Origin of the sequence: Pseudothermotoga elfii DSM 9442 = NBRC 107921 (assembly GCF_000504085.1) — a bacterium.
GTDB lineage: Bacteria > Thermotogota > Thermotogae > Thermotogales > DSM-5069 > Pseudothermotoga_B > Pseudothermotoga_B elfii.
The window spans coordinates 1,625,329-1,648,274 of the sequence record NC_022792.1 but is presented as its reverse complement, the minus strand read 5'-3'; the positions used below and the strand labels follow the sequence as shown (position 1 = coordinate 1,648,274).

The 22,946-nt window shown below is 38.4% G+C and carries 23 protein-coding genes and 1 tRNA gene; 17 read left to right on the top strand and 7 right to left on the bottom strand.

From position 1 onward, the window contains the following. Position 1: 1 nt before the first annotated feature. The 3 genes from TEL01S_RS07995 to TEL01S_RS07985 are packed head-to-tail and all read right to left on the bottom strand — an operon-like array spanning position 2 to position 1,912. Positions 2 to 769: an ABC transporter permease subunit gene (locus TEL01S_RS07995; protein WP_012003592.1), complete on the bottom strand. Its 768-nt coding sequence runs from the start codon at positions 767 to 769 to the stop codon at positions 2 to 4. After that, on the bottom strand, positions 766 to 1,548 hold the full coding sequence (locus TEL01S_RS07990) for an ABC transporter ATP-binding protein (RefSeq protein ID WP_012003591.1): 783 nt from the start codon (positions 1,546 to 1,548) through the stop codon (positions 766 to 768). Before TEL01S_RS07990 ends, TEL01S_RS07995 begins: the two co-directional genes overlap by 4 nt. Next, positions 1,532 to 1,912 (bottom strand): GntR family transcriptional regulator, encoded by a 381-nt coding sequence (locus TEL01S_RS07985; RefSeq protein ID WP_012003590.1) that lies wholly within the window; start codon positions 1,910 to 1,912, stop codon positions 1,532 to 1,534. Before TEL01S_RS07985 ends, TEL01S_RS07990 begins: the two co-directional genes overlap by 17 nt. A gap of 279 nt (positions 1,913 to 2,191) precedes the next feature. Here TEL01S_RS07985 and TEL01S_RS07980 point away from each other — a divergent pair, with 279 nt between their 5' ends. The 16 genes from TEL01S_RS07980 (at position 2,192) to TEL01S_RS07905 (ending at position 19,858) form a co-directional block, all read left to right on the top strand. Then, the gene (locus TEL01S_RS07980) at positions 2,192 to 3,520 is read left to right on the top strand and encodes a short-chain fatty acid transporter (RefSeq protein WP_012003589.1); all 1,329 of its coding nucleotides are present in this window, start codon (positions 2,192 to 2,194) and stop codon (positions 3,518 to 3,520) included. Positions 3,521 to 3,533: 13 nt separating this feature from the next. Next, positions 3,534 to 4,739: an acetyl-CoA C-acetyltransferase gene (locus tag TEL01S_RS07975; protein ID WP_028843841.1), complete on the top strand. Its 1,206-nt coding sequence runs from the start codon at positions 3,534 to 3,536 to the stop codon at positions 4,737 to 4,739. A gap of 12 nt (positions 4,740 to 4,751) precedes the next feature. After that, positions 4,752 to 5,411 carry a CoA transferase subunit A gene (locus TEL01S_RS07970; protein ID WP_028843842.1) on the top strand — a complete coding sequence of 220 codons (660 nt, stop codon included), beginning with the start codon at positions 4,752 to 4,754 and terminating at the stop codon, positions 5,409 to 5,411. Next, complete coding sequence (locus TEL01S_RS07965) at positions 5,408 to 6,082, top strand: 3-oxoacid CoA-transferase subunit B (protein ID WP_028843843.1); 675 nt, start codon at positions 5,408 to 5,410, stop codon at positions 6,080 to 6,082. Before TEL01S_RS07970 ends, TEL01S_RS07965 begins: the two co-directional genes overlap by 4 nt. 384 nt (positions 6,083 to 6,466) lie before the next feature. After that, positions 6,467 to 7,042 carry an alpha/beta hydrolase family protein gene (locus TEL01S_RS07960; RefSeq protein WP_051366218.1) on the top strand — a complete coding sequence of 192 codons (576 nt, stop codon included), beginning with the start codon at positions 6,467 to 6,469 and terminating at the stop codon, positions 7,040 to 7,042. 264 nt (positions 7,043 to 7,306) lie between these two features. After that, the gene (locus tag TEL01S_RS07955) at positions 7,307 to 8,074 is read left to right on the top strand and encodes a DeoR/GlpR family DNA-binding transcription regulator (protein ID WP_051366216.1); all 768 of its coding nucleotides are present in this window, start codon (positions 7,307 to 7,309) and stop codon (positions 8,072 to 8,074) included. A gap of 27 nt (positions 8,075 to 8,101) precedes the next feature. Continuing rightward, positions 8,102 to 9,097, top strand: a complete 996-nt coding sequence (locus tag TEL01S_RS07950) for an SIS domain-containing protein (RefSeq protein ID WP_028843844.1) — start codon at positions 8,102 to 8,104, stop codon at positions 9,095 to 9,097. A 21-nt stretch (positions 9,098 to 9,118) separates the two neighbouring features. Further along, the gene (locus TEL01S_RS07945) at positions 9,119 to 10,801 is read left to right on the top strand and encodes a family 10 glycosylhydrolase (protein WP_028843845.1); all 1,683 of its coding nucleotides are present in this window, start codon (positions 9,119 to 9,121) and stop codon (positions 10,799 to 10,801) included. Positions 10,802 to 10,857: 56 nt separating this feature from the next. Then, positions 10,858 to 11,619: a sugar isomerase domain-containing protein gene (locus tag TEL01S_RS07940; RefSeq protein WP_161632325.1), complete on the top strand. Its 762-nt coding sequence runs from the start codon at positions 10,858 to 10,860 to the stop codon at positions 11,617 to 11,619. A 27-nt stretch (positions 11,620 to 11,646) separates the two neighbouring features. Continuing rightward, positions 11,647 to 12,762: a family 10 glycosylhydrolase gene (locus tag TEL01S_RS07935; protein WP_028843847.1), complete on the top strand. Its 1,116-nt coding sequence runs from the start codon at positions 11,647 to 11,649 to the stop codon at positions 12,760 to 12,762. 48 nt (positions 12,763 to 12,810) lie between these two features. Beyond that, a complete protein-coding gene (locus tag TEL01S_RS07930) occupies positions 12,811 to 14,082 on the top strand; it encodes an ABC transporter substrate-binding protein (RefSeq protein WP_028843848.1) in 1,272 nt (423 codons plus the stop codon). 79 nt (positions 14,083 to 14,161) lie between these two features. Then, positions 14,162 to 15,043 carry a carbohydrate ABC transporter permease gene (locus tag TEL01S_RS07925; protein WP_051366214.1) on the top strand — a complete coding sequence of 294 codons (882 nt, stop codon included), beginning with the start codon at positions 14,162 to 14,164 and terminating at the stop codon, positions 15,041 to 15,043. 11 nt (positions 15,044 to 15,054) lie between these two features. Then, positions 15,055 to 15,894, top strand: a complete 840-nt coding sequence (locus tag TEL01S_RS07920) for a carbohydrate ABC transporter permease (protein WP_028843850.1) — start codon at positions 15,055 to 15,057, stop codon at positions 15,892 to 15,894. Beyond that, positions 15,891 to 17,012: a hypothetical protein gene (locus tag TEL01S_RS07915; protein ID WP_028843851.1), complete on the top strand. Its 1,122-nt coding sequence runs from the start codon at positions 15,891 to 15,893 to the stop codon at positions 17,010 to 17,012. Before TEL01S_RS07920 ends, TEL01S_RS07915 begins: the two co-directional genes overlap by 4 nt. A gap of 19 nt (positions 17,013 to 17,031) precedes the next feature. Continuing rightward, complete coding sequence (locus TEL01S_RS07910) at positions 17,032 to 17,979, top strand: N-acetylglucosamine kinase (RefSeq protein WP_028843852.1); 948 nt, start codon at positions 17,032 to 17,034, stop codon at positions 17,977 to 17,979. Between the two features lie 49 nt (positions 17,980 to 18,028). Beyond that, on the top strand, positions 18,029 to 19,858 hold the full coding sequence (locus TEL01S_RS07905) for a beta-N-acetylhexosaminidase (RefSeq protein ID WP_038051542.1): 1,830 nt from the start codon (positions 18,029 to 18,031) through the stop codon (positions 19,856 to 19,858). Between the two features lie 95 nt (positions 19,859 to 19,953). Here the strand turns inward: TEL01S_RS07905 and TEL01S_RS11095 are convergent, their stop codons facing one another. The 4 genes from TEL01S_RS11095 to TEL01S_RS07885 all read right to left on the bottom strand — a co-directional run bounded on the left by TEL01S_RS11095 (position 19,954) and on the right by TEL01S_RS07885 (position 22,700). After that, complete coding sequence (locus tag TEL01S_RS11095; protein ID WP_028843854.1) at positions 19,954 to 20,265, bottom strand: class II fructose-bisphosphate aldolase; 312 nt, start codon at positions 20,263 to 20,265, stop codon at positions 19,954 to 19,956. Beyond that, positions 20,262 to 20,780, bottom strand: a complete 519-nt coding sequence (locus TEL01S_RS07895; RefSeq protein ID WP_028843855.1) for a hypothetical protein — start codon at positions 20,778 to 20,780, stop codon at positions 20,262 to 20,264. The genes TEL01S_RS11095 and TEL01S_RS07895 overlap by 4 nt, the downstream gene beginning before the upstream one ends. Positions 20,781 to 21,126: 346 nt before the next feature. Then, positions 21,127 to 22,395 carry an MFS transporter gene (locus TEL01S_RS07890; RefSeq protein WP_269764072.1) on the bottom strand — a complete coding sequence of 423 codons (1,269 nt, stop codon included), beginning with the start codon at positions 22,393 to 22,395 and terminating at the stop codon, positions 21,127 to 21,129. 229 nt (positions 22,396 to 22,624) lie between these two features. Further along, positions 22,625 to 22,700, bottom strand: a tRNA-Met gene (locus tag TEL01S_RS07885). Between the two features lie 80 nt (positions 22,701 to 22,780). On the opposite strand from TEL01S_RS07885, the gene TEL01S_RS11050 reads away from it, so the two are divergent. Then, complete coding sequence (locus TEL01S_RS11050) at positions 22,781 to 22,939, top strand: hypothetical protein (RefSeq protein ID WP_012003572.1); 159 nt, start codon at positions 22,781 to 22,783, stop codon at positions 22,937 to 22,939. Positions 22,940 to 22,946: the final 7 nt, after the last annotated feature.

Genomic DNA, 22,946 nt, shown 5'->3' with positions numbered 1-22,946 from the left:
TTCAGTATTCTCTTTTTAGAAATGTAAAATAACTGATGACAAATAAAACCACTGTAATGCACAGCAACCCGGAAGTGTACGGTAAATTCATTTTTCCACTCTGAAATATCTCACTTCCAAGTATGTAAGAATATGTGTTTAGAAATCTCAGCGGTTTGATCATTCCGGCCACTGTAGTTGCGGCTAAAAGGCCAAATGAAATAAGAATAGGTTTTACCTGATCGCTGGACAAAACAGATAAAAACAGGGTCACCGAAAACCAGAAAAATGCGCCAACTACAGTGTGGACAACGAAAGCCGGCAGATATCTGTAAGCCAGATCTTTATTTGCAACAAGAGAGTATATTCCCGGTAGCAAGGAAAATACAATCATTTGAGAAAATAAAACGAAAGATGCCAGAAGTGATTTTGATAGAAAGATTTCCTTCCTGCTTCTTCTTGCAAGCAGAAATTCTATTGTACCATTCTCGTTTTCACGTGAAAATAGAGGAAATGCCATTATAATTGCCAGAATAGGAATCATTTGTCCGAGGTTTTTTCCAAACCACTGACTGTATATATAAAAGTTCCAATCGCTCAGGTTTTCAACGATACCCTTGGGAAAGAATTTTTCAAGGGATTTTGGTAGATTTTCTGCCTGTGAATACTGTTTAAGCATTTCTACAGTGATATTTTGTAATGGAGCAAGTGTGAAAAAAAGCCCTATTCCCAAGAAAAGTATTACAAAAGTTCTGAGTCTCATATCATAGAACTCTTTTTTAAGCATCATTTCGCCCCCTTTACAATAGCTTCAAAGATCATGTCGAATGTTGCTGGTTCGACAACTCCCTCGGCTTTTTCTTTTCTCACTATGTAAATATTTTCTCTGTCGGTACTTTTGTAAAGGAAACCTCCCGGGTTTTTGCCTTTTGGCGTAATACATACCACATACTTATCTTTTATATTGTCAATTTCGTCAAGTTCGATTATCTTTCCATTAACCATTATTGCTATGGTATCTGCGAGTTTTTCGACTTCCGCGAGAATATGGCTGGTGTAAAAAATTGTCTTTCCTTCGTAGGAAAGCTGTCTTATCAGTTCGAGTATCCTGTTTCTCATTATTGGGTCAAGCCCCCACGTTGGTTCGTCCATGAAATATATATCAGCATCTTGAGCAAATATAAGAGAAATGTAAGTCTGTGTCATCATGCCATGCGATAAATTAGAAATTTTCTCATCCAGTGGTATTTGAAATTCTTCGAGAAAATTGAGCGCCTTCTGTGAAGAAAAATTATCTGTAATTTGAGAAGTTATCTGTACTGTTTTTTTCACAGTGAGATATCTGTAAAGTTCCTTTTCTTCCGGCAAATATGCATAACTGCCATGCAGCAAAATTTTTCCCGAATCAGGCTTTCTCAATCCAAGGATGCATTTTATTGTTGTGGTTTTTCCTGCACCGTTTGGGCCAAGCAATGCAAAAATCTGCCCTTTTTCGATTTCGAAAGAAACATCATTCACAGCTATTTTTGAATTATAAGATTTCCTCAAATTTTCAACTTTCAGGATCATTTTTATCCCTCCAGTAGATTCTCTCTAACAGATTGTAAAGTTCTTCAAAAGAAATTCCTGCTTTTTTGCATGATTCTATTTGAAGCTCCAGTTTGGAAAGAATTTGTTTTGTGAACTCATCTCTGTTTAGTTTTCGAACTATATAGCCTTCACCCCTAACCGGCTCAAGGACCCCTTCTATAGTCAGCTCCCTGTATGCCCGGGCGACTGTATTTATGTTCACACCTAAATCCTCGGCAAGATTTCTGATAGAAGGCACAAATTCACCTTTTTTAAGAATATTTGCGTTAATCAAGCCCTTTATCTTCTCTTTTATTTGCTTGTAAACAGGAACATGTGAAGAAAAATCTAAGGTGAACCACATTGACTTACCTCCATACTGTAATACTACAACATTACAGTATATCTGTCAAGACTGTTGTTCAGATATTAAACCATTAATTGATGAATTTATTGGAAAAATGATTTGTTTGCAGATACGATTATCTCTCAAAAATGAGCCTGTATAAAACTTAATTTATGTTCTATTTGCACAGTTAGCTTAAGTTAATTTATACAGAATGAATATTGTTGAAATAGAAAAAATATAGTGGTATAATTTCGTTGCATTTTGTCACATTTTTCACAATAGGAGGGTGAGAGTATGCTTAGGGTTCTGGGTAGTGCTTTTTCCAGGTTTGCGAAAAAGTGGTTACCTGATGCTCTGATTTTTGCTATTATTCTGACGCTGCTAACTTTTGTGCTTGGTATGCTTATCCAGCACAAAAGCCCTATTGACATGATTCGTTACATGGGCGATGGTTTCTGGAACTTACTTTCTTTTGCAATGCAGATGTGCTTGGTGCTCATGACGGGACACATTCTGGCTCAGACCAAACCTATGGCAGCTATTTTAAGAACGATTGCGAAAGCTGCCAACACACCATTTAAAGCTGTTGCACTGGCATGTGTGGTTATGATCATCACGAGTTATTTGAACTGGGGGTTTGGTTTGATCTTTACATCGCTTCTGGCAATTGAAATAGCAAAAAATATGAAAGGGAAAGGCCTGCACTATCCGCTGCTTGTTGCTTCTGCTTATTCTGGCTTTCTTGTATGGCACGCCGGGCTTTCAGCATCTGCACCACTTCTGGTTAATACAAAAGGGCACTTTTTGGAAAAGCAGATTGGTCTGATACCTGTTTCGCAGACAATTTTCTCTCCTGTAGGTTATGTGCCTGTCCTGGTATTGCTTTTCACATTGCCATTCATCATGGCTGGAATGCATCCGAAAAAAGAAGAAGTTATAGAAGTAGATCCATCTGTGTTTGCCGAGAAAAAAGAAATCGCAAAGAAAAAATGGTCTGATATGACACCTGCTGAAAAGATGGAAAATAGTCCTGTTTTGTCCTTGATCATAGGTTTAATAGGTCTGGTTTACATCTTTTACTACTTCTTTGTAAAAGGTGGTTCTCTTGATTTGAATATACTCAACTTTATTTTTCTTATGATCGGGTTATTGCTGCATGGTACACCAAAGAATTTTATAAATGCTGCGATCGAGGCTGGAAAAACTGTCTGGGGAGTTGTCATACAATTTCCATTTTATGCAGGAATTATGGGTATGATGATCAATTCTGGCCTTGCTGCAACAATTGCAAACTGGTTTGCCTCTTTCTCCACTGCAAGAACTTTACCTCTGTTCTCTTACTGGAGTGCAGGTTTGATAAATCTGTTTGTTCCATCAGGCGGAGGTCAGTGGTCTGTTCAGGGTCCAATAATGACGCAGGCAGCTCAGCAAATAGGCGCTTCTATACCAAAGGTTGTTATGGGTGTTGCATGGGGCGATGCATGGACAAATATGATTCAGCCATTCTGGGCTTTGCCACTACTTTCAGTTGCAAAACTTGATATAAGAGACATCATGGGGTATTGCGTAATGGCTTTGATATGGAGTGGGGTTGTAACAAGCTTGCTGATACTCATTTTGTAAGGAGGTGAATAAATTGAGAAAGGTTTACATTGTTGGTGCTAAGAGAACGGCTATAGGTACATTCGGTGGTAGTTTGAAAGATGTTCCTGCTGTGCAGCTTGCAGTTGCGGCATCAAAGGCGGCTATTGAGCAGGCAAATGTTAATCCAGAATGGATAGATGAAACAATCGTCGGAAATATACTAATGGCTGGGCAAGGAATGGGGCCAGGCAGACAGGTGAGTATTTACTCCGGTGTCCCCGCAGAGAAACCGGGGTATACCGTGAACATGCTCTGTGGATCTGGGATGAAAGCCATCATGATAGGCGCGGTAGATATCATGGCAAATCAAGCTGAAATAGTTCTGGCTGGTGGTATGGAAAGCATGAGTACCGCACCATATTTGTTGCCGAAGGCAAGGTTTGGCTACAGACTTGGCGATGGTCAGATAATAGATCACATGGTTTTTGATGGGCTTACAGATGTTTTCAACATGTATCACATGGGAGTCACAGCGGAAAATCTTGTAGAAAAATATGGCATATCGAGAGAAGAACAAGATCTTTTTGCCTACAAAAGTCAGATGAAAGCAAAAAAAGCCATTGAGACAGGTAGGTTTAAAGATGAAATAGTGCCATTTGTCGTAAAAGAAAAGAAGAGCGAAAAAATCTTTGACACAGATGAACATCCAAGATTCGACACAACACTCGAAACACTTGCAAAATTGAGGCCTGCCTTCAAAAAAGATGGTACTGTTACTGCTGGAAATGCTTCGGGAATAAACGACGGTGCTTCTGCCACAGTTCTTGCAAGCGAAGATGCCGTGAAAAAATATGGTTTAAAACCTCTGGCAGAAATAATTGCATTTGCTCAACACGGGGTTGATCCAAGTATAATGGGTATAGGGCCTGTGGGAGCTATCTCAAAGGCTTTGAAATGTGCGAATCTCAAACTTACAGATATTCAATTGATAGAGCTCAATGAAGCATTTGCTGCTCAAAGCATAGCTGTTCTGAAAGATCTGAAAAATGAACATGGTGTGACAGATGACTGGCTTGAAGAAAGAGTAAATGTAAACGGTGGAGCTATCGCACTCGGTCATCCAATTGGAGCAAGCGGCAATAGAATAACGGTGACATTACTTTATGAGATGAAAAAGCGCAATCTTGAATTAGGACTTGCAAGCCTTTGTATAGGTGGAGGTATGGGTACAGCAATCATCATCAGAAATGTTAATTAGGAGGTGCCTGCAGTGAAAAACAAAGTTATAACAGTAGAAAGAGCCGTTGAAATGATACCAGATGGTGCCGTGCTGATGATTGGTGGATTTCTTGGAGATGGCACACCTGAATTACTCATTGACGCTCTTGTAAAAAGTGGCAAAAGAAACTTCACCATCATCGCTAATGATACAGCCTTTCCAGACAAAGGCATCGGGAAGATGATAGTCAATAAAATGGCGAAAAAAGTGATTGTTTCGCACATTGGTACAAATCCAGAAACACAAAAGCAGATGATCGAAGGTACTCTTGAAGTGGAATTGGTACCGCAAGGTACACTGGCTGAAAAAGTTCGTGCAGGTGGATTTGGCCTTGGCGGGATCCTGACACCTACTGGTGTCGGTACAGTTGTTGAGAATGGAAAACAAAAAATAGTCATTGACGATAAAGAATATCTCGTTGAGCCAGCCCTAAGGGCTGATTTTGCCCTGATAAAGGCTCAAAAAGCTGATTTCTATGGAAATCTTTTCTTCAATCTCACTTCGAGAAACTTCAACCCATTGATGGCATTTGCTGGAAAGATTACGATAGTAGAAGTTGAAGAATTCGTTCCAGTAGGAGGGCTTTCACCAAATGAAATTCATACACCACACGCAGTTGTAGATTACATTGTAAGGGGGAATGCCAGATGATACAGGATCAGAACCTTGCAAAAGCTGTAATTGCTAAGAGGGTGGCACTTGAACTCAAAGATGGAGATATCGTAAATCTGGGTATAGGCATTCCAACCTTGGTGGCAAATTACCTGCCTCCAAAAGTCGAAATTTTTCTACAGTCCGAAAATGGAATACTTGGTATGGGACCTGCACCAATGAGTGGGTATGAACATCCTAATTTGACAAATGCCGGTGGCTCGCCGATAACATTTTTGCCGGGCGCCTGTGCTTTCGATTCGGCAGTTTCTTTTGGTCTTATAAGAGGCGGCCATGTTGATGCAACGGTCCTCGGGGCTTTGCAGGTGGACGAAGAAGGTCATCTTGCAAACTGGATGATACCAGGTAAAATGGTTCCGGGTATGGGTGGAGCGATGGACCTTGTTACAGGCGCAAAAAAGGTTATAGTTGCAATGCAGCATGTTGCAAAGGGCAACGCACCAAAAATTGTCAAAAAATGTACATTACCTTTGACATCGATCAGGCGTGTTGATTTAATCGTTACAGATATGGCGGTTATCGAAGTAACAGAGAATGGCTTAATTTTAAAAGAACTCGCACCTCAAACAACCGTAGATGAAGTTGTGAAGTTTACTGAGGCAAAGTTGATTGTACCAGAAGATGTTCCAGTAATGCCAGTGAGTTTGTAAAATAAAAGCGGGCTTAATGCCCGCTTTTTTTCTGGATAGCAGTTTCATTGTTCTTATTTTCTTATAGACATCGATGTTTGATGATCGAAAGTATATTGTTTCTTTATAATCACATTGTCTAACGCGACAGCTAAATCGCCTTTTGGAGTAGGTAAGCATTTAAATTGACCCTGTGTTTAGGAATACTCTGTCCTAGTTTTGAATCAATTTGCGCTTTCTGGTATGTTTTTGGTCTATAATTTTTTCCTACTCATTTGTTTACTGTTTTTAAGATATATTCTCAAAAAACTCTCATATTTAATTTTTAATTTCTCTCTGATAATTTGTTCTCCATTGGTTTAAAAACTTTGGTAGATTTATTATTCGATCTTGGCGTTATTTTTGGTGTCACAGGGATTCATTGTGGCAGCAATAGGATACAGCAGAGGTTATATTCAAGAGATAGAAAAATTGCTCGAAGAGCTTTCCAACGCTATATTGTTTTTGAAAAAAAAGATCGACAATCTCTCCAAAAACCAATTTGCCTTGATGGGCTTGTCTGCTGGAGGCCTCCTTGCCCTTTTAACTGGCTTGAGGTATATGAATCTTGTTGACAAAATAGTAGCTTACTACACTCCATGTGATCTCATGGACATATGGAGATCTGAATCAATCTTTGCACGATTCTCTGTTACGGCAACGATCAAGAGATTGCCAAATAAGTCTAAGGATATTTACGAAAAATACTCTCCAATAAACTATGTAACACCAGCATCTCCTAAGATTCTACTCGCCCATGGAATGAAAGATTCTGTTGTTCCATATGTGAGTTCTGTAAAGATGTTCAAAAAACTCAGACAAAAAGGATGTACAGCGAAATTGTTGTTGCACCCGAAGGGCGATCATGGTTTTGAATTCGTGTTGAAAGATCGCAAGACTTTGGAAATATTGGAAAAAACTATTGATTTTTTGACAAACTAATGTTATCTCCAAATTTTTATACTGTTTGTTAAATCCTCAAACTGTTTTGCATCCAACCTATCACTCAAAAACCCCAGAAAACTCACGAAAAGCCAAGTAATCTTGAGAACCCAGGTGAAAAGAACGAACAACTGTCATTTTTTCACTTCAAGGTACAAAAATCAACAAAAGCGACTATTGATATTATCATTATGGATCATATATAGTTATAAAAGATGATATATAAATGATCGATTATGATCGAAATAGGAAGGGAGTGATCCGGTGGGCCGGCAAGAACGACTGAAAGCGATCCTAACCACATTAAGGCAATACGGTCAGATAGGCATTAATGATATTTGCAAATCCTTTGATATATCCGTAATAACTGCTCGACGCGATCTTGATATCCTGGAATCCCAGGGTTTGGTTGAAAGGACACGAGGTGGCGCTGTTCTTAAAACCATAACAGGTGATTCTCCGTTTTTCAAGAATTTAGACATTCGGAAAGATGAAAAACAGCGCATAGCAAAAAAGGTTGTAGAGTTTTTCAAGAATGGACAGACAATTGCAGTTGGTGGCGGTACAACAGTTTATTACGTCATCAAAGCTTTGGAAAGCAGCTCAATTCATTCTTTGAATATAGCAACAAATTCAATAACAACTGCTTGGGCTGTCATAAACTTGAGTAAAACCTTTAATCTAATACATTCAGGTGGAATTGTACGTCATGGATCATTTGAATGCGTTGGCGAATATGCATCAAAGCTATTCGAAAATTTGTATTTTGATTGCTATGTACTTGGAGCAAGTGGGGTGGGGCTTGAATCAGGCGTAACTGTTGCTGATTTTGAAGAAAGAAACCTCGCTGAGTTAATAATTCAAAAATCAAAAACTGTGATTTTAGTTGTTGACAGCACAAAGATAAATCAGGTGGCACCTTACAAAATATGCAATATAGAGAAAGTCAATGTACTTGTTACTGACAATGGCATCGATCAAGAGCAGGCCAGAAAATTTAGATCCATTGGAATAAATGTAATAATCGCTTAATTTTTTGACCAAAGAGGTGATGGCAGATTGTACACAAAAGAGGAAATACTCAGTCAACCTGGTGAATTCAAAAAAGTACTTTCATATTTGAATCAACTACCAACATCTTCTTTCCCATATTTTCTCACTGACAGTGATGTAGTTTATTTTGTTGGTTGTGGTTCATCGTACTACTTAGGCATCTCGGCTTGTAAATATTTCTCTCGTGTCACTGGCATAGAAACAAAAGCAATTCCAAGTGGTGAATTATTGTTATCTGATATGAAATCAATGATCAGCACAAAACTCAAATACTCAGCCGTGATGATCTCTCGTTCAGGTAATACAACAGAAACCGTGGTCGCGGCAGAAAAGTTAAACAAAATTGGCATAAAGACGTTCGGAATCACACTCGATGGAAAAAGTGATCTTCAAAAAGTATGTGATTTATGTTTATCTCTACCATTAGAAGAAAAGTCAGTAGTTATGACTAAATCATTCAGTTGCATGTTGTTGAGTCTATTTTTTGTTAGCGACAAACTTTCTGGTAAAGAACCAAAATATGATCGACTTATTAATGATTCAAGCGATTTTGTCAGTGAGTTATGTCAACTGGGAGAAGACCAAACTTTGTTTAAAGCCAATCATTACGTTTTTCTTGGCTCTGGGATATATGAGGGTATAGCAAGAGAATCTGCATTGAAATTACAGGAAATGTCCCTCAGTATGGCGGAAGCCTTTTCCTCCCTTGAATACAGGCATGGCCCAAAGGCACTCGTAACTAATGACACAGTTATCGTCCTGTATTCATCAGGCCAGAGCGAAAAAGAAGAAATGAATTTGCTGGGCGAGATGAGAGAGCTTGGAGCCTCAACCATTTGCCGTTCACCAATTGCTGAGGACGGGCGTGATGCATTTATACAAGTTATTTTTGCACAACTTTTAGGCTTATTTATCGCCAAGTGTAAGGGTTTAAATCCAGACCAGCCAAGAAATCTATCCAGAACAGTTATTCTGAATCACAGTTTCAAGAAAAATACGTGATTTTTTGGTGGGAGGGATAGTATGAAGAAGGGTCTAATATTGATTGCTGTGGGGTTATCGGCATTTGTATTAACTGGTTGTTTTGTAATTGCTAATAATAAGCTTCAAGAAACATTTGCAAGTGATGATGTATTGATGTTAGCAGAAACTATAGCTGAGCAAGTTGACATGTATCAAAGGTTACCAGAAGCATGTGAAAAGGTATGGCAAGCCAAAGGAAAGGTCTCGGACAACGTAAACCTAAACGACGCATCGTATATTATGGCCAAATACACTGTTGAATTGCTTAATTCTAACAAGAGACCAAGTGGTGTGCCATATATCCAAATTATTTTACCATCGAATTTTGAAGCTGGAGATTTTGAACTTGAAAGTACATCATCAACGTGTACAATGTCGGATTTCCATACTGCCCTGTCATGGTTTGTAAATGAAGTTGAAAAAACCAAAACCCTACCAAGTGCTATTCCAATAAGTATTAATGGATCACAAAAGAAAATGTCAATCGATGTCTTCATCGCAACAGCGTCAAAGACTTTGAAGGAATTTTCTGATACTGGGAAATTGCCAAACGATGTAATTTTATCAAAAGCCTTGTTACCCTTTTCATGGCCTGCCAAGATAAAGGCAGTATGGGTCTGGGGAAGCACACTTGCTAATCTTGGAGTTGAAAATACTCTACAACATCTTAAAGAGGTCGGCTTCACCGATATATTACTCCTTGTTAAAGGAACCTCTGGTACAGTTAACTGGCCATCTCAAATTGCGTTGGGTTTTTCATCAGACACAACTGTTCTGCCCAGAGCATCGGAATTTTGTAGAACAAGCGGCTTAAGGTTACACATGTGGTTTGTCTGCAACCAAGATCAGGCATTCACCTCAACTTATCCAGAGAGCAAGATGTACGGAATTCCAAAAACAGTGGATGGGGATCCTCAAAGAGCAGGAAAAACTGTAGATTTTGTTGGTTTTGATGAATACAAAGAGTATATGAAATCACTCATACGCGAAGTCATAGAGAATTATAGGCCAGATGGACTGCACTTTGATTACATAAGATACCCAACGGGTGCTTGGGGTTGGGGGCCAATAGAAATCCAAACAGCTATGGAAAATGGCCTTAATGATTCGGATATTCAGTATCTCAAGAATTTGGCTATTCAAACATGGGGAACAAATGGCGATAACCAGTCTTTCGTAAATGCATACATTAGCGGAGATGCGACAGTTACAAAATGGGTTGAAATCAGGTCAAGAAATGTCCAGAATTTTCTTCAAGACTTATCCAGTTGTGCCAAACAAGTAAAACCAGACATAATAATCAGCGCCGCTCTAATGCCAGAACCTGCAAGTCTCGATAGTACTGAGAAAGCCTTTGGATTAGTTCATTATGGTCAGAATTATGCGATTTTTTCAGACGATTGTGAAATGATCATACCCATGGCTTATCACAGAGATTATGGTAAGGATTCATCCTGGATTACGGGAGAGATCTTCACTGGAGCAAGACAACAGATTCAAATGAATACCAAACTTGTCTTGGGACTTCAAGGATATTCTCCAGTAACAGGGGATGAACTTGCACAAATTGTTGATGATTGTATTGATAAAAATGCCGAAGGCATATGTATCTTCAGGGCAGGGACAATTCTCAACACTGAAAGAGAAGAACCACTCAGAAATATTTTCAAGGAATTCAAGTGAGGCATAGCTGTATTGCAGAATATGTTCATTCATTGAGTACAAGGAGGGAATTTTTTGTGACAAACGAATTTTCAAAGCACGATGCTGTGAGTTTAATTGATCAATATTATCAAAAGATCAACATCAGTCTTCAACAAATCGTTGAAAAAGAAACAAACAAGATCAAAATTCTTGCAGAAAAAGCATACAAAGCAATTAAATCCAATGGACTCATCTATGCTTTTGGTACTGGACATTCTCATATACTTGTGGAAGAAATTTTCTATCGTGCTGGTGGAATAGCACCAGTATATCCTGTGTTGATTGGTTCACTAATGCTTCATGAAAGGGCTGTATTGAGCTCAAAACTTGAAAGAATAGATGGTATTGGAGAAGCAATAGCTTCTGATCTACCCATTTCTTCTCGCGATGTGGTTGTCGTGTTTTCCAATTCTGGCTCAAATTCTGTCGTTGTAACATTTGCTGAAAGTACCAAGAAAATAGGTGCATACGTAGCAGCAGTCACATCTGTTGAGCATTCAAAGAACGTAACTGCGAGAAACGAGTTAGGTAAAAAATTGTACGAAGTCGCTGATTTAACCATTGACAATCATGTTCCATACGGAGATGCATCTTTGAAAATGAACGATATTACCGTTGGACCACTTTCAACGATATGCGGCGCATTCATCATAAATTCCGTCATGGCTGAGATCGTCAAACTTTTTGAAAAAGATGGAGTAGAACCTCCCGTATTTCTCAGTGCGAATGTACCGCAAGGAGATGAAGTAAATGCATTATTGGTGGAAAAGTATAGAAAGTATATTCCAATGCTCTGAGCCAAATCTTCAAAGGGTGTATTGGGTATGAGTGAAAACCTTCAAGGTTATGTAAAAGGTATCTGGTCCTGGAGTTCATCGTTATCAGAGTATGGCGTGGAGAAAGCTATCAAAGATTCGAAAGAGATGGGTTTCACAGACTTATTTCTTCTTGTGAAAGGAACTACAGGGAAGGTGTATTGGCCTTCTAAAATTGCCATAAGCGTTTCAAAGAATAATGTGGTCTTGCCAAAAGCTTCAGAAATATGCAAAAAGTTGAACATAAGACTCCATGCTTGGTTTATTGTGTCACAAGATAGATCTTATCTTCAGTTAAACCCCAGCTCTGGCATGTGGGGGATACCACTTGAAGAACTGTCTCACGAGTATAGATTGGGTGAACACACTTGTTTCAGAGTATCAACATCTGTTATAGATTTCACAACCGATCAGAATTACAAGGAATATCTTTTTTCTTTGATCAAAGAAGTTGTAAATGATTACGAACCCGAAGGAATTCATTTAGATTATATAAGATATCCCAATGGCGCATGGGGATGGGGACCTTCCCAAATTCACAAATTACGCACTTTTGGTTTAGATGTTGAAAAACTCCTTAAAAAAGCGATTCAAACCTGGGGCAGAAACGAAGATGGTCGAGGCTTTCTGGATGCATTCGAACATGGAGATCCTGACGTTCTTAAATGGACAGAGTTAAGGGCTAATGACATCAAAGATTTCACGCAAGCAATATCACAACTAATCAAGAACATGAGAAATTCTACTACATTTAGTGCGGCTCTTATTCCAGAAGGAGGTGATCCAAACCCAAGTGAAAGAAATTTTGCGTTAATACATTGTGGACAAAGATATCAAGATTTTGCAGAATTATGTGATCTCATGTTACCCATGGCTTATCATCAAGATTTTAACAGATCAAATTCATGGATCGAAGACATAACTAAGACAACTCACAAGATAGCTATGGGTAAATCAAGAGTAGTGATCGGAATTCAAGCACACAACAATATAAGAGCACATGAGGTTGTTGAAACAATTAAAATTGCACAGAATTCTGGAGCAGATGGTGTATGCATTTTTGCATTTCATGAAGTATTCAAAAACGAAGAAATGAGATTTTTCTTAAGCAGATGCATGAATTGAAAAAGGATTTCTGAGTTATTTGCCAAAAGGTAGAAGGGAGGTTTTGTTATGAGAAAGCTTTTTGTTTTATCGGTAGTGTTCCTGACCTTAACGATCTGTTTAGCAACCGAAGTGACGTTTTGGTTTGCCGGGGGAGACCCACAACTCGACCTTCCGGTCGTAAAGAAACATATAAAGGCATTTGAGGAAGCTACAGGTATTAAAGTCAACTTAGTGGTAATTCCGTGGGCAGAAGATCCACACACAAAACTCGATGTTGCAATAATGTCAGGTAAGGCACCAGATCTGGCAAAAGTAGGATCACCACGTGAACATGCATTAGCTTGGTCGAAATCGATCGAACCTCTTGAGAAGTATTTACCGCAAGATTTTCTAAAGGCTTTCCCGGAATCAGTCCTTTTAGGAAGCACTTACAAAATGAACAAACCAAAAGAAATGAGTGGAAAAATTGTAGGTATCCCATATTTTTGTCATACACGTGTTGTCCTTTACAGGAAAGATATTCTTGCAGAAAGAGGGTTACCAGAACCATCACCCAACTGGACTTGGAATGATTTTCTTGAATATGCAAAACGCTTGACCTTTGATAGAGACAACGATGGGCAAATTGATGTGTATGGTTTTGGGGCATCTGCTCAGTACGCATATCAATTGATGATTTGGGTATGGCAAGCTGGTGGACATATGATAAACGAGAATGGCGCCCCAGCTATTACAACTGACGCATTTCGGAAGGGTGCAAAATTTTTTGTAGATTTGTTCAAAACATACAAAGTCGTTCAACCAGGAGCTGTGAATGCTAATCTGGCTGATGTTCGTCGACAGCTTGTAGCTGGTCAAGTAGCAATGTACATCGATACAGGTGATGCAGGGACAGCATTGAGAAAAGAACTCGGTGACAAAGTTGGTGCTGTTGTATTGCCAACCAACCCAGAGACTGGTAAAAAAACTTCCTATTACGGTGCCGATGTGTTTGTCATACCCTCATCTGCAAAACACAAAGAAGAGGCAGCAAAACTTTTAATGTGGTTATGCAGCAAAGAAAATATGCTGGAATATTGTAATGTTGCGGGATTTATTCCTTCAAGGTCAGATTCTGCTGAATTGTATGTTGCCGACGATGAAATAATGAAGGCTTTCGATGAACAGATGTCTGATTCGAGACCATGGGTTGAACATCCAGAATATTCTGCTTTCACAAGAATAATAAGAGCAGCAATCCAAGATGTACTTTCCGACAAAATATCGTTAGAAAGCGGATTAGAAAGGGCACAAAAAGAACTTGAGTCACATTTGAAAGATAAAGGTTACACTTGGTGAAAAATCGAGGGAAGGCTTCGGCCTTCTCTTGTTTTGATTAGTACAAGCCTGCTGGAAAGCCTATGAGGTGATAATAGAAGTGAGAAAAAAATTGAGAGAAAATCTGATCGCTTATACTTTTTGTGCACCTGCATATATTGTTTTTACTGTTTTTCTCTTTATCCCCATTGTATGGGTGGTAATTTTGAGCTTCAAAGAATTCAGTATAATAACATTTAATTCTGCGGAATTTGTTGGATTGAAAAATTATACTAAATTGTTGAAAGATCAAGTATTTCTTAGATCCATTCTTAATACTCTGTACTTCACGATTTTATATGTTCCTGGTAACACCATCTTGGGACTCATCTTTGCTCTTTTGTTGAACAAACCATTTAAAGGTAGAAATTTCTTCAGACTTGCTTTGTTTATTCCAAATATTATTTCAATGGTGGTTGTGAGCATAATATGGTCACTGATCTTTTCTTCAAGTACGACAGGCATAGCAAACAAACTGCTGGTCACGTTACATTTGAAGCCCATAGAGTGGCTAAGTGATTACAGATATGCTTTGATTGCTGTTGGTATAGTCCTTATCTGGAGTGGATTTGGATACAGAATGCTCATCTTTCTGGCTGGACTTCAAAATATCCCAGATGAACTCTATGAAGCAGCAGCGCTGGACGGTGCTTCGAAGTGGCAAATCACATTTAAGATAACTTTACCACTCTTGAGGCCGACCACTTTTTTTGTGATCACAACCTCATTGATAAATTCTTTCCAAGTTTTCACACCCATCTACATAATGACAGGTGGAGGACCAGGGTATTCAACAACAACAATAGTTAATTATCTGTACACAAAAGGATTCAGCGAATTTCAAATGGGTTATGCATCAGCAATCAGTGTTATATTACTCATTATCATCATGGTATTAACTTTCATTCAAAGAAAAATCGGTAGGGAAGACCTTATTTTTTAGGAGTGAGATCTGTGAGAAGACAAAATCGATGGGCGTTGTTGGTTAAATATATTCTTGTTATACCCGCATGCGCCTTTACACTTCTACCGCTTTTATGGGTAATTGTAAGATCTATAGAACCAGATACAGGTATAGAATCTTATTCATTCATGCCAAGAGCAATCACTTTTGATAATTACAGTGCCGCATGGAACTATCCAAGGGTGATAGATGAAGATGTTACCCTTGGCACTATGCTTTTGAATAGTTTATTTGTAGCGATAACAGTGACAATTGTGAGCATTTTATTTGATTCTATGGCTGGGTACGCTTTAGCGCGGAAAAACTTTTGGGGAAAGAAGATACTTTTTTGGCTGGCTTTGTCAACACTAATGATACCGTTCTATACAGTTGCAATACCGATGTATATAATAGTTATCCGCATGGGTATGTACGACTCGTTGTCATCACTTATAGTTCCTTTCACAGCAAGTGGATTTGGCGTATTCATGTTCAGACAGGCTTTTCTATCTATTCCGCTTGATTTTGAACAAGCAGCCAGAGTTGACGGTGCAAATGATTTCTTCATTTACTGGAGAATCATGTTGCCAATGGTGAAACCAACCATTGCAACCATGATAGTCTTCAAAGTTCTGTGGTCGTGGGGTCAATTTTTCTGGCCATTGTTGGTAATCCAAGATTATTCGAAGATGCCAATCAATTTAGGACTCGCTATGTTTAGAGGTCATAATATTACAAGATGGGGTCTATTGTGTGCAGGAATGGTTGTAGCAACTATACCGATTTTGATCGTTTTCTTGATGTGTCAAAAATGGTATGTAGAAGGACTAAGCGGTGGCCTAAAGGGATGAAAAAATCGTTAGGATGTGATCGTGTGATAAAAGTTGGTATTTCAAGTATGGATCTTTCTTTCCCAAAAGGGTTGGAAATGGCTGGTTATATCCTTAGAAAAGGAGTTTCTGCAGACTATCATGATCCATTACAACTATTCTGCATTTATTTGAGCGAGAATGAAACTGAAATGGCAATATTGGTATTCGATCTGCTCACAGTTCCAAAAACATTTCCAAAACAAATAGATAATATAAAACTCATACCTATTGCTACTCACACGCATTCTGGACCCAAACCGGGTCTTGTTAAGGATATTCTTGAATCATCAGCAAGGGAGGCCTTAGTCAAGGCAAAGCAAAATTCGGCTAACCTGAACAAGTTGGTTGTAAAACAATCCGAGGTGTCCGGCATTTGTGATTTTAGAGACAAACAGGATAGTACGACAGTACCTGCCAATTTAATTGAATTTGAAACTGCAAGGCAAAGATTCTCAATAACATTATTCCCCTGTCACCCCACTATTCTTGGCCCAGAAAATTTACTATATTCGAGTGACATAGCTGGAGCAATAAGAAGAAAATTGCAAATGAAAGATGGGTACCCAGTTGTTTTTCTTAATTCCTGCTGTGGTGATTTAAGCACACACAAAACAAGAAAGGAAAGATCATTTGCAGAAATTGAGAGATTATCAGATATCTTTCTTGAACAATATACCCCATATGTTGTGTATCAAACCTGCGTACCAGAAAAGTTTTCACTGAAAGAAATTGAGTTTGAGATAGAAAACGTCGAAAAGAATATTGAAGAAACCTCATTAAATGAAAGAGATTTACCAGGTGTAATGTTACTCAAGCAACGTGGCCAACTACCAAAGAAGGAAAAAATCACAATATCTTTTCTCGTGATCGACTCACTTAAATTTATTTTTGTCCCTTTCGAATTATTCTTTGGATTCTGCAATCTCGTTTCGTCAATAGCTAAATTTACCTTTATAGTATGTTATGCGAATTCTCCTGCTTCATATGTAGTACCAAAGAGTGTGAAAAGTGGCTATGAATGGTTCGCATCTCCTTATGCAGAAGATACTGAGGACAAATTATTATCTTTAATATCTTACGAATTGATGTGTCTGTAAAATACCAGGAGGTATAAAAATGAGATTTCTTGGAGTAGATGCTGGTGGAACTAAAACTCGACTAGCCTTATGTGATGAAAACGGGATAATAATCTCTTCCGTTTCAGGAGGACCAGGAAACCATCTTGACATAGGAATTGAGAAACTGATGGAAACTATCTCAGAATGCTTGAAAAACATGAAACAAAACTCAAATGAAGTAGATGCATGTGTTCTTGGACTATCTGGAGCGGGTTTTTCCAAAAAAAGTTGCGATAAATTATGTGAACTGATGAAGTCAGTTATACCCGCAAGAAAGCTTATGGTTGTGAATGATTGTTTAATTGCCTTAATGGGCTCATTGGGACATATTAGAAAATCCGGTGCAATAATCGTTGCTGGCACTGGTTCAATGATCGTTGGTATAGATGAAAATGGTAATATTTATAGAGCAGGAGGATGGGGCCACATAATAGGTGACATATGGAGCGCCTATGGAATAGCCTTTGAAGCCGTTAAAGAAGTAATGAGATACTGGGAAAACAGAGGTGAATTTACCGACCTTGTACAGTATGTAGAAGAAATCCTAAACCTTCATTGCGTAGACGATGTATTGAGATATTTCTATGTTGACAAACATCCCAAAAGTCATCTTGCTTCTTTTGCACCGTTTGTTCTGAAATGTGCTCGTGAGAATGATCATGTAGCCAGAATGATTGTACAAAGGAGTGTTGAAGAACTCATTAACGCCACTGAATCCATTTTAAAATCGATTCACAGCGACTTTCTATCTTATACCGGAGGGCTTTTTGAAGAACCATATTTTTTCAATTCTGTACAGGAATCTGTGAAAAGAAATTTTGGTATCTCACTTCAAGAACCATATCTCCCTCCCGTTGGCGGAGCGCTGATGATGGCAATAAAGCTAATATCTTCAGTCAAAAATGAGGTTGTCCAGAATTTGAGAGATCAGTTTAGGAACAATTAAATCACGCATAAATTTGAATACTTGTATGCGAAGGAAAGGAGATTGGGATATGCTACCTCGTCCGAAGAAAATCACTATACTAAACGATATTTTTGAAATTCCAGTTGAAGGTAAGATTTTCACCCTGCCAGAATCCTTTAAACTTGCTGCATTTTTAAAAGATGAGCTGACCAGATACGGGAAAAGATTCTTACTCACAGGTTTTAACGATAAATCTACAACGATAAAAATCATCTTGAATCCAAACATGGTATCACATTCACAGGGTTATAAAATCAAAATAACACCCAATGGAATCGTTTTGATGGCAAAAACGACTCAAGGTATTTTCTACAGCCTGCAATCTCTAATTCAATTAATGAGAGAATATGAATGTAGAATACCCACGATGATCATAGAAGATGAACCAGATTTCGAGAATCGTGGATTTATGTTGGATATAAGCAGAGATAGGATACCAAATATGGACACATTAAAAAAAATAGTAGACATATTGGCTGAACTCAAATACAACCAATTTCAACTCTATACAGAACACACATTTGCTTACAGTAAGCATGAATTAGTTTGGAGAGATTATACACCACTTACCTCAGAAGAAATACAAGAACTAGATAATTATTGCAGAGAAAGATTTATCGAACTTGTCCCAAACCAAAATTCATTCGGGCATCTCGGTAAATGGCTTAAACACGATCAATACAAATATCTCGCGGAATGTCCAGATGGTTTCATAACTCCTTGGGGAGAAAAGTACGGACCGTTTTCTCTCTCTCCAGCCGTACCAGAAACATTGAATTTCTTGAGTGAACTGTTTGACGAACTTCTTCCCAACTTTACAAGTACCAAGGTTAATATCGGAGCCGATGAAACGTACGATCTTGGCTTGGGAAAATCAAAAGAATTGTGTGAAAAATATGGAAAAGGAAGGGTATATCTCGATTTTCTGCTAAAAATCCATCAAATATTGAACAGACATGGCAAAACTGTGATGTTTTGGGGGGATATCATAAAGAATTACCCAGAACTTGTGGCACAGTTACCAGATAACACAATTGCATTGCTCTGGGGTTACGAAGGTGATCATCCATACGATGAGGAATGCAAATTATTTGCAACCAAAGGTGTGGCGTTTTATGTTTGCCCAGGTACTTCTACCTGGGATTCTTTCACCGGTAGGAGCGATAATGCTCTTGCAAATATCAAAAACGCCTTGGTAAATGGCAAAAAGTACAATTCTATTGGTTTTTTATTAACAGATTGGGGTGATAATGGTCATCATCAACACCTCCCATTTTCTATGATAAGCCTTGGTTATGCAGCATCATTGGGTTGGAACCTATCGGAGAATTTGATGGATGATGAATTACTGAAAAAAATTAACACTCATGTGTTCAAAACAAGGCTTTCCATAGCAGAATCAGTCTACAATCTTGGTACAATTTACAAGCGCATAAAACTCAAATTGCACAATACAAGTCCATACTTCATATCACTCGTATTTCCACACAGAATATCGAAATACTTGAACGAAATCGATGATGAAGACATTAAAAATACCGAGGATGCAATAGAAATTGTAAACACGACTGTTCATAATTTATCTGAATTTATGGCAGAAACAAAATCTGAATCTGAAAAGCTCACCATTTTGCAGATCATTAATAATGCTGAAATGTTAGCCTTGGGGATGGAATCATTGATACTTATAAAGCAGAATGGAAATATCTCGTTGATACCAGAGGAGAGAAAAACCTACCTAAAGCAAAAATTAGAACAGATAACTGAACAGTACAGAACTCTCTGGCCTATCTTAAACAGAGAAGGTGGTTTAAACTACAGTGTAGAAAAACTGTCTCAGATATCAAAATATCTTTGAGTGTTTCATTGTTATATATTCATGCAAAAATAACCACTGAAAAAATCCTGACCAGAACTCAAAACTGATCAGGGTGGTTGTATTACGACAATATTTCATATTCTCTGATTACTGTTGAGCAACTTTATCTTGTGTTTGACCATTTCAGTTACAGCACAAGATGCGTCTTTTAACAGTATAATTTGGTCTTTCAACTCCGGTTTGTTTTGCAATATCTCTCTTATCTTCTTCACGTAAACTGTTTTCAAAACTGTACCTATGTTTATCTTTCCAAATCTCATTTTGCTGATCTTTGACGCCATGCTACTCGACTCATTTGCAAAGGCAAAGTTGATCGTACCAGAAGATGTTCCAGTAATGCCAGTGAGTTTGTAAAATAAAAGCGGGCTTAATGCCCGCTTTTTCATCCCGGTATATCGTACCAGTAAGTTGCGTAAAATCCAAATGGTATGTTATCCCACCATGTAATTCCTGCGATTGCTCTTTTCATTGTCTTGAGAGTCTGGGTGAATATATACCCATCGAATCTTTGGTCATCTTGTTGATTGTTTGGTGTATTTGCAAAATCAACAAAGAAAACTACTCGGTGGCCGAGGTTAGTTTTCTTTCCAGTATAACCAGGGCCTGTCATACTTGATATACTGTCCTGAGGATTGCGAAGAATAGTGTAAGTAAGGTTATATTTATTTCTGTTTTCATCTTCTATATATCCTTTTCCATCTTTTTGAAATACCAAGGTTCCTTCCCAACCATCCCAGAAAATTTTCCAGACAGAACCATAACGGCCAAGTAAATCGCTCTCTTGAACAGTGGTTGGCAGTTGCGGAATAAAAGGAATATTTGGCTTAATTGGCTGAAGTTGTGTCTGTGCAAAAATTAAGGTGCTGAACAAAACAAGTGTTATCACAAAAACTTTACCCATACCTATCGCCTCCTTATAATTGGATGGCTTATTATACAACGAGGGTCATTAGAAAAAAATTAAATATTATTATGAAGCCATTCGATGAGGAGGCTTACGACGGATTAGACCTATCCCAATGTACGGTTCTATGGTATTTACCAGGACCTGGTAGGCGCCTTCCATAATATAATATACGGAAGTGTCAAAATTGAAAAATATCAAAAAAGCCTGTCAAAACAGTATTTTTTAAGAGAAAATATGAATAATCCTTGTCAGATAAGAAAGATTGTAAAGTGCAAAAATTCACAAGGTAGAAACTATCTTCTAAAGCCAATTTCGGCGCTTTTTTCTATTTTGAAACGATTCATTTGCTTTTTCTCCAGATATTCGTCCAGCTTCTCATCCACGGAATGATAGCTGTTGTGAAAGATTCTCGTACCAGCTCAAAGAAAGGAACTTTTCTTGCTGATCCAAGATCTGCTTTGGACATTGTATATGCTGCGAGAATCCGGAGGCAAAATGAGATAAACATAGTCAACCTGATGGAGGTAACATCCAGATAGAAGACCTTAAAGCCAAAATTTGAAAGAGAAGACACGATAATTCCAGAGATCAGAGAACCAAGCGTCAGAGCAATGTTAGAAAAACTGTTGAAAATGGAAAATGCCTCAGTTCTTAGATCAGCTGGCGCGATGTACATTAATGTATAAAAAATAAGCTGACTTGAACCAGCAGTTACGAAAATGCCGATAAATATTTGCAGCAAGAATACATAAAGAAAAGATTTTGGAGTCAGACCCCAGAAAAGAATCAAAAAAGCCTGAACCCAGATGCACATTTTCAGAAAATTTTGAAAACCGTATTTGTCACCTGCTTTTCCCCAGAATGGTTGAAACAGCGTGCCGATAAACATTGCAACAGCATTTAAAATACTTACCTGAAGGTAGCTAAATTGAATTTCTTTGAGCAGCATAACATTTATATAGACTGAACCAAAGCCAACAGCAAAATACCAGATAGCAAAGCTCAACATGAGATTTTTGAATTGCTTATTATGCATAAGGAGTTTAAATGAGGTCATAGGGCCAATAGAGCTTTCTCGAATTCTGTATACAGGTTCATGCTGAATTTTCAGAAGATATCCGTTCAGAAAACCTGCCAGACCGGCAAGTAAAAATAGAACACTGAATCCTTTTGTGTTTTCTCCCAGCGCATCCAGAACAATACCAGCTATAAACATTGCTGGTATCTGTACTACTCCAAGAACAAAATTTCTGAGCCCAAAATAACTGCCTATAGAGTGCTTAGGTACGAGATCGGCCATCCAACTCTGCCAGAGCGGTGAAGATATTGCACCTGCTATCTGGATGTACATGTACATGGCGTAAGAAAGAAATAAACCTCCTTTGAGAATAGGGAAAAGTGCAAAAGTTGCTATACCAGTCCTTGCAATCCACATTAAGGGAACGATCAATTGTTTTCTTGAGTTTAACCTGTGGGCAAAAAGAAGAGGGAGTATTTGAAGAGCGCTTGCAAGTGAAGGAATAGAGCCAAACAAACCTATCAAAAATGGAGAAGCTCCCATCCATAGAAAATAACCGGTCAGGTAAACTCCACCAAAAAGCTGATTTATAAAAACTGCTAAGGTCCCTTCGAAAATAGAGATCTTCAGAGCCAGGTTGATTTTCTCTTTATCATTATCATTTATTTGAGATGGATTACTTGGCTCTGGATCGATAGACTCTCTGCTCGTTGAGTTTAACCTCCCTGTTTCTTTTCAACACAGAAGATATTTTATAATGACGTGTTAACTTTACAAAAATCGAAATTAATGGTAAAATAAAAGGGAGCCGAAGCTCCCGTGGTGGGCTCGGGTGGACTCGAACCACCGACCGCCCGGTTATGAGCCGGGCGCTCTACCAGTTGAGCTACGAGCCCACAACCACTGTTCATTATACATCCAGCCCTTAAAGGTGTCAAGGGCTTTTAGGATGGTGATTGCCTTGGAGACCAACGTAATGAAGCTTGACCCGGTTAGAAAACTTCTGAAGCGTTATCCCAGAATTGTAGTAATTAAAGCAGCTCTGATGGTTCTCAAATCGGGCCAGAAGGTTGATGCAAAAAGTATAGAAGAAGCAATAAGCGTTATAATGAAAGCGGAAAAGAGCAGGGAATAAATCCCTG

What these genes read in the sequence shown, in the direction of transcription:
- TEL01S_RS07895 (WP_028843855.1), bottom strand. Translation starts at nt 20,780, where the DNA reads ATGGGTAAAGTTTTTGTGATAACACTTGTTTTGTTCAGCACCTTAATT.
- TEL01S_RS07945 (WP_028843845.1), top strand. Translation starts at nt 9,119, where the DNA reads ATGAAGAAGGGTCTAATATTGATTGCTGTGGGGTTATCGGCATTTGTA.
- TEL01S_RS07995 (WP_012003592.1), bottom strand. Translation starts at nt 769, where the DNA reads ATGATGCTTAAAAAAGAGTTCTATGATATGAGACTCAGAACTTTTGTA.
- TEL01S_RS07930 (WP_028843848.1), top strand. Translation starts at nt 12,811, where the DNA reads ATGAGAAAGCTTTTTGTTTTATCGGTAGTGTTCCTGACCTTAACGATC.
- TEL01S_RS07910 (WP_028843852.1), top strand. Translation starts at nt 17,032, where the DNA reads ATGAGATTTCTTGGAGTAGATGCTGGTGGAACTAAAACTCGACTAGCC.
- TEL01S_RS11050 (WP_012003572.1), top strand. Translation starts at nt 22,781, where the DNA reads ATGAAGCTTGACCCGGTTAGAAAACTTCTGAAGCGTTATCCCAGAATT.
- TEL01S_RS07980 (WP_012003589.1), top strand. Translation starts at nt 2,192, where the DNA reads ATGCTTAGGGTTCTGGGTAGTGCTTTTTCCAGGTTTGCGAAAAAGTGG.
- TEL01S_RS07905 (WP_038051542.1), top strand. Translation starts at nt 18,029, where the DNA reads ATGCTACCTCGTCCGAAGAAAATCACTATACTAAACGATATTTTTGAA.
- TEL01S_RS07985 (WP_012003590.1), bottom strand. Translation starts at nt 1,912, where the DNA reads ATGTGGTTCACCTTAGATTTTTCTTCACATGTTCCTGTTTACAAGCAA.
- TEL01S_RS07965 (WP_028843843.1), top strand. Translation starts at nt 5,408, where the DNA reads ATGATACAGGATCAGAACCTTGCAAAAGCTGTAATTGCTAAGAGGGTG.
- TEL01S_RS07935 (WP_028843847.1), top strand. Translation starts at nt 11,647, where the DNA reads ATGAGTGAAAACCTTCAAGGTTATGTAAAAGGTATCTGGTCCTGGAGT.
- TEL01S_RS11095 (WP_028843854.1), bottom strand. Translation starts at nt 20,265, where the DNA reads ATGAAAAAGCGGGCATTAAGCCCGCTTTTATTTTACAAACTCACTGGC.
- TEL01S_RS07915 (WP_028843851.1), top strand. Translation starts at nt 15,891, where the DNA reads ATGAAAAAATCGTTAGGATGTGATCGTGTGATAAAAGTTGGTATTTCA.
- TEL01S_RS07990 (WP_012003591.1), bottom strand. Translation starts at nt 1,548, where the DNA reads ATGATCCTGAAAGTTGAAAATTTGAGGAAATCTTATAATTCAAAAATA.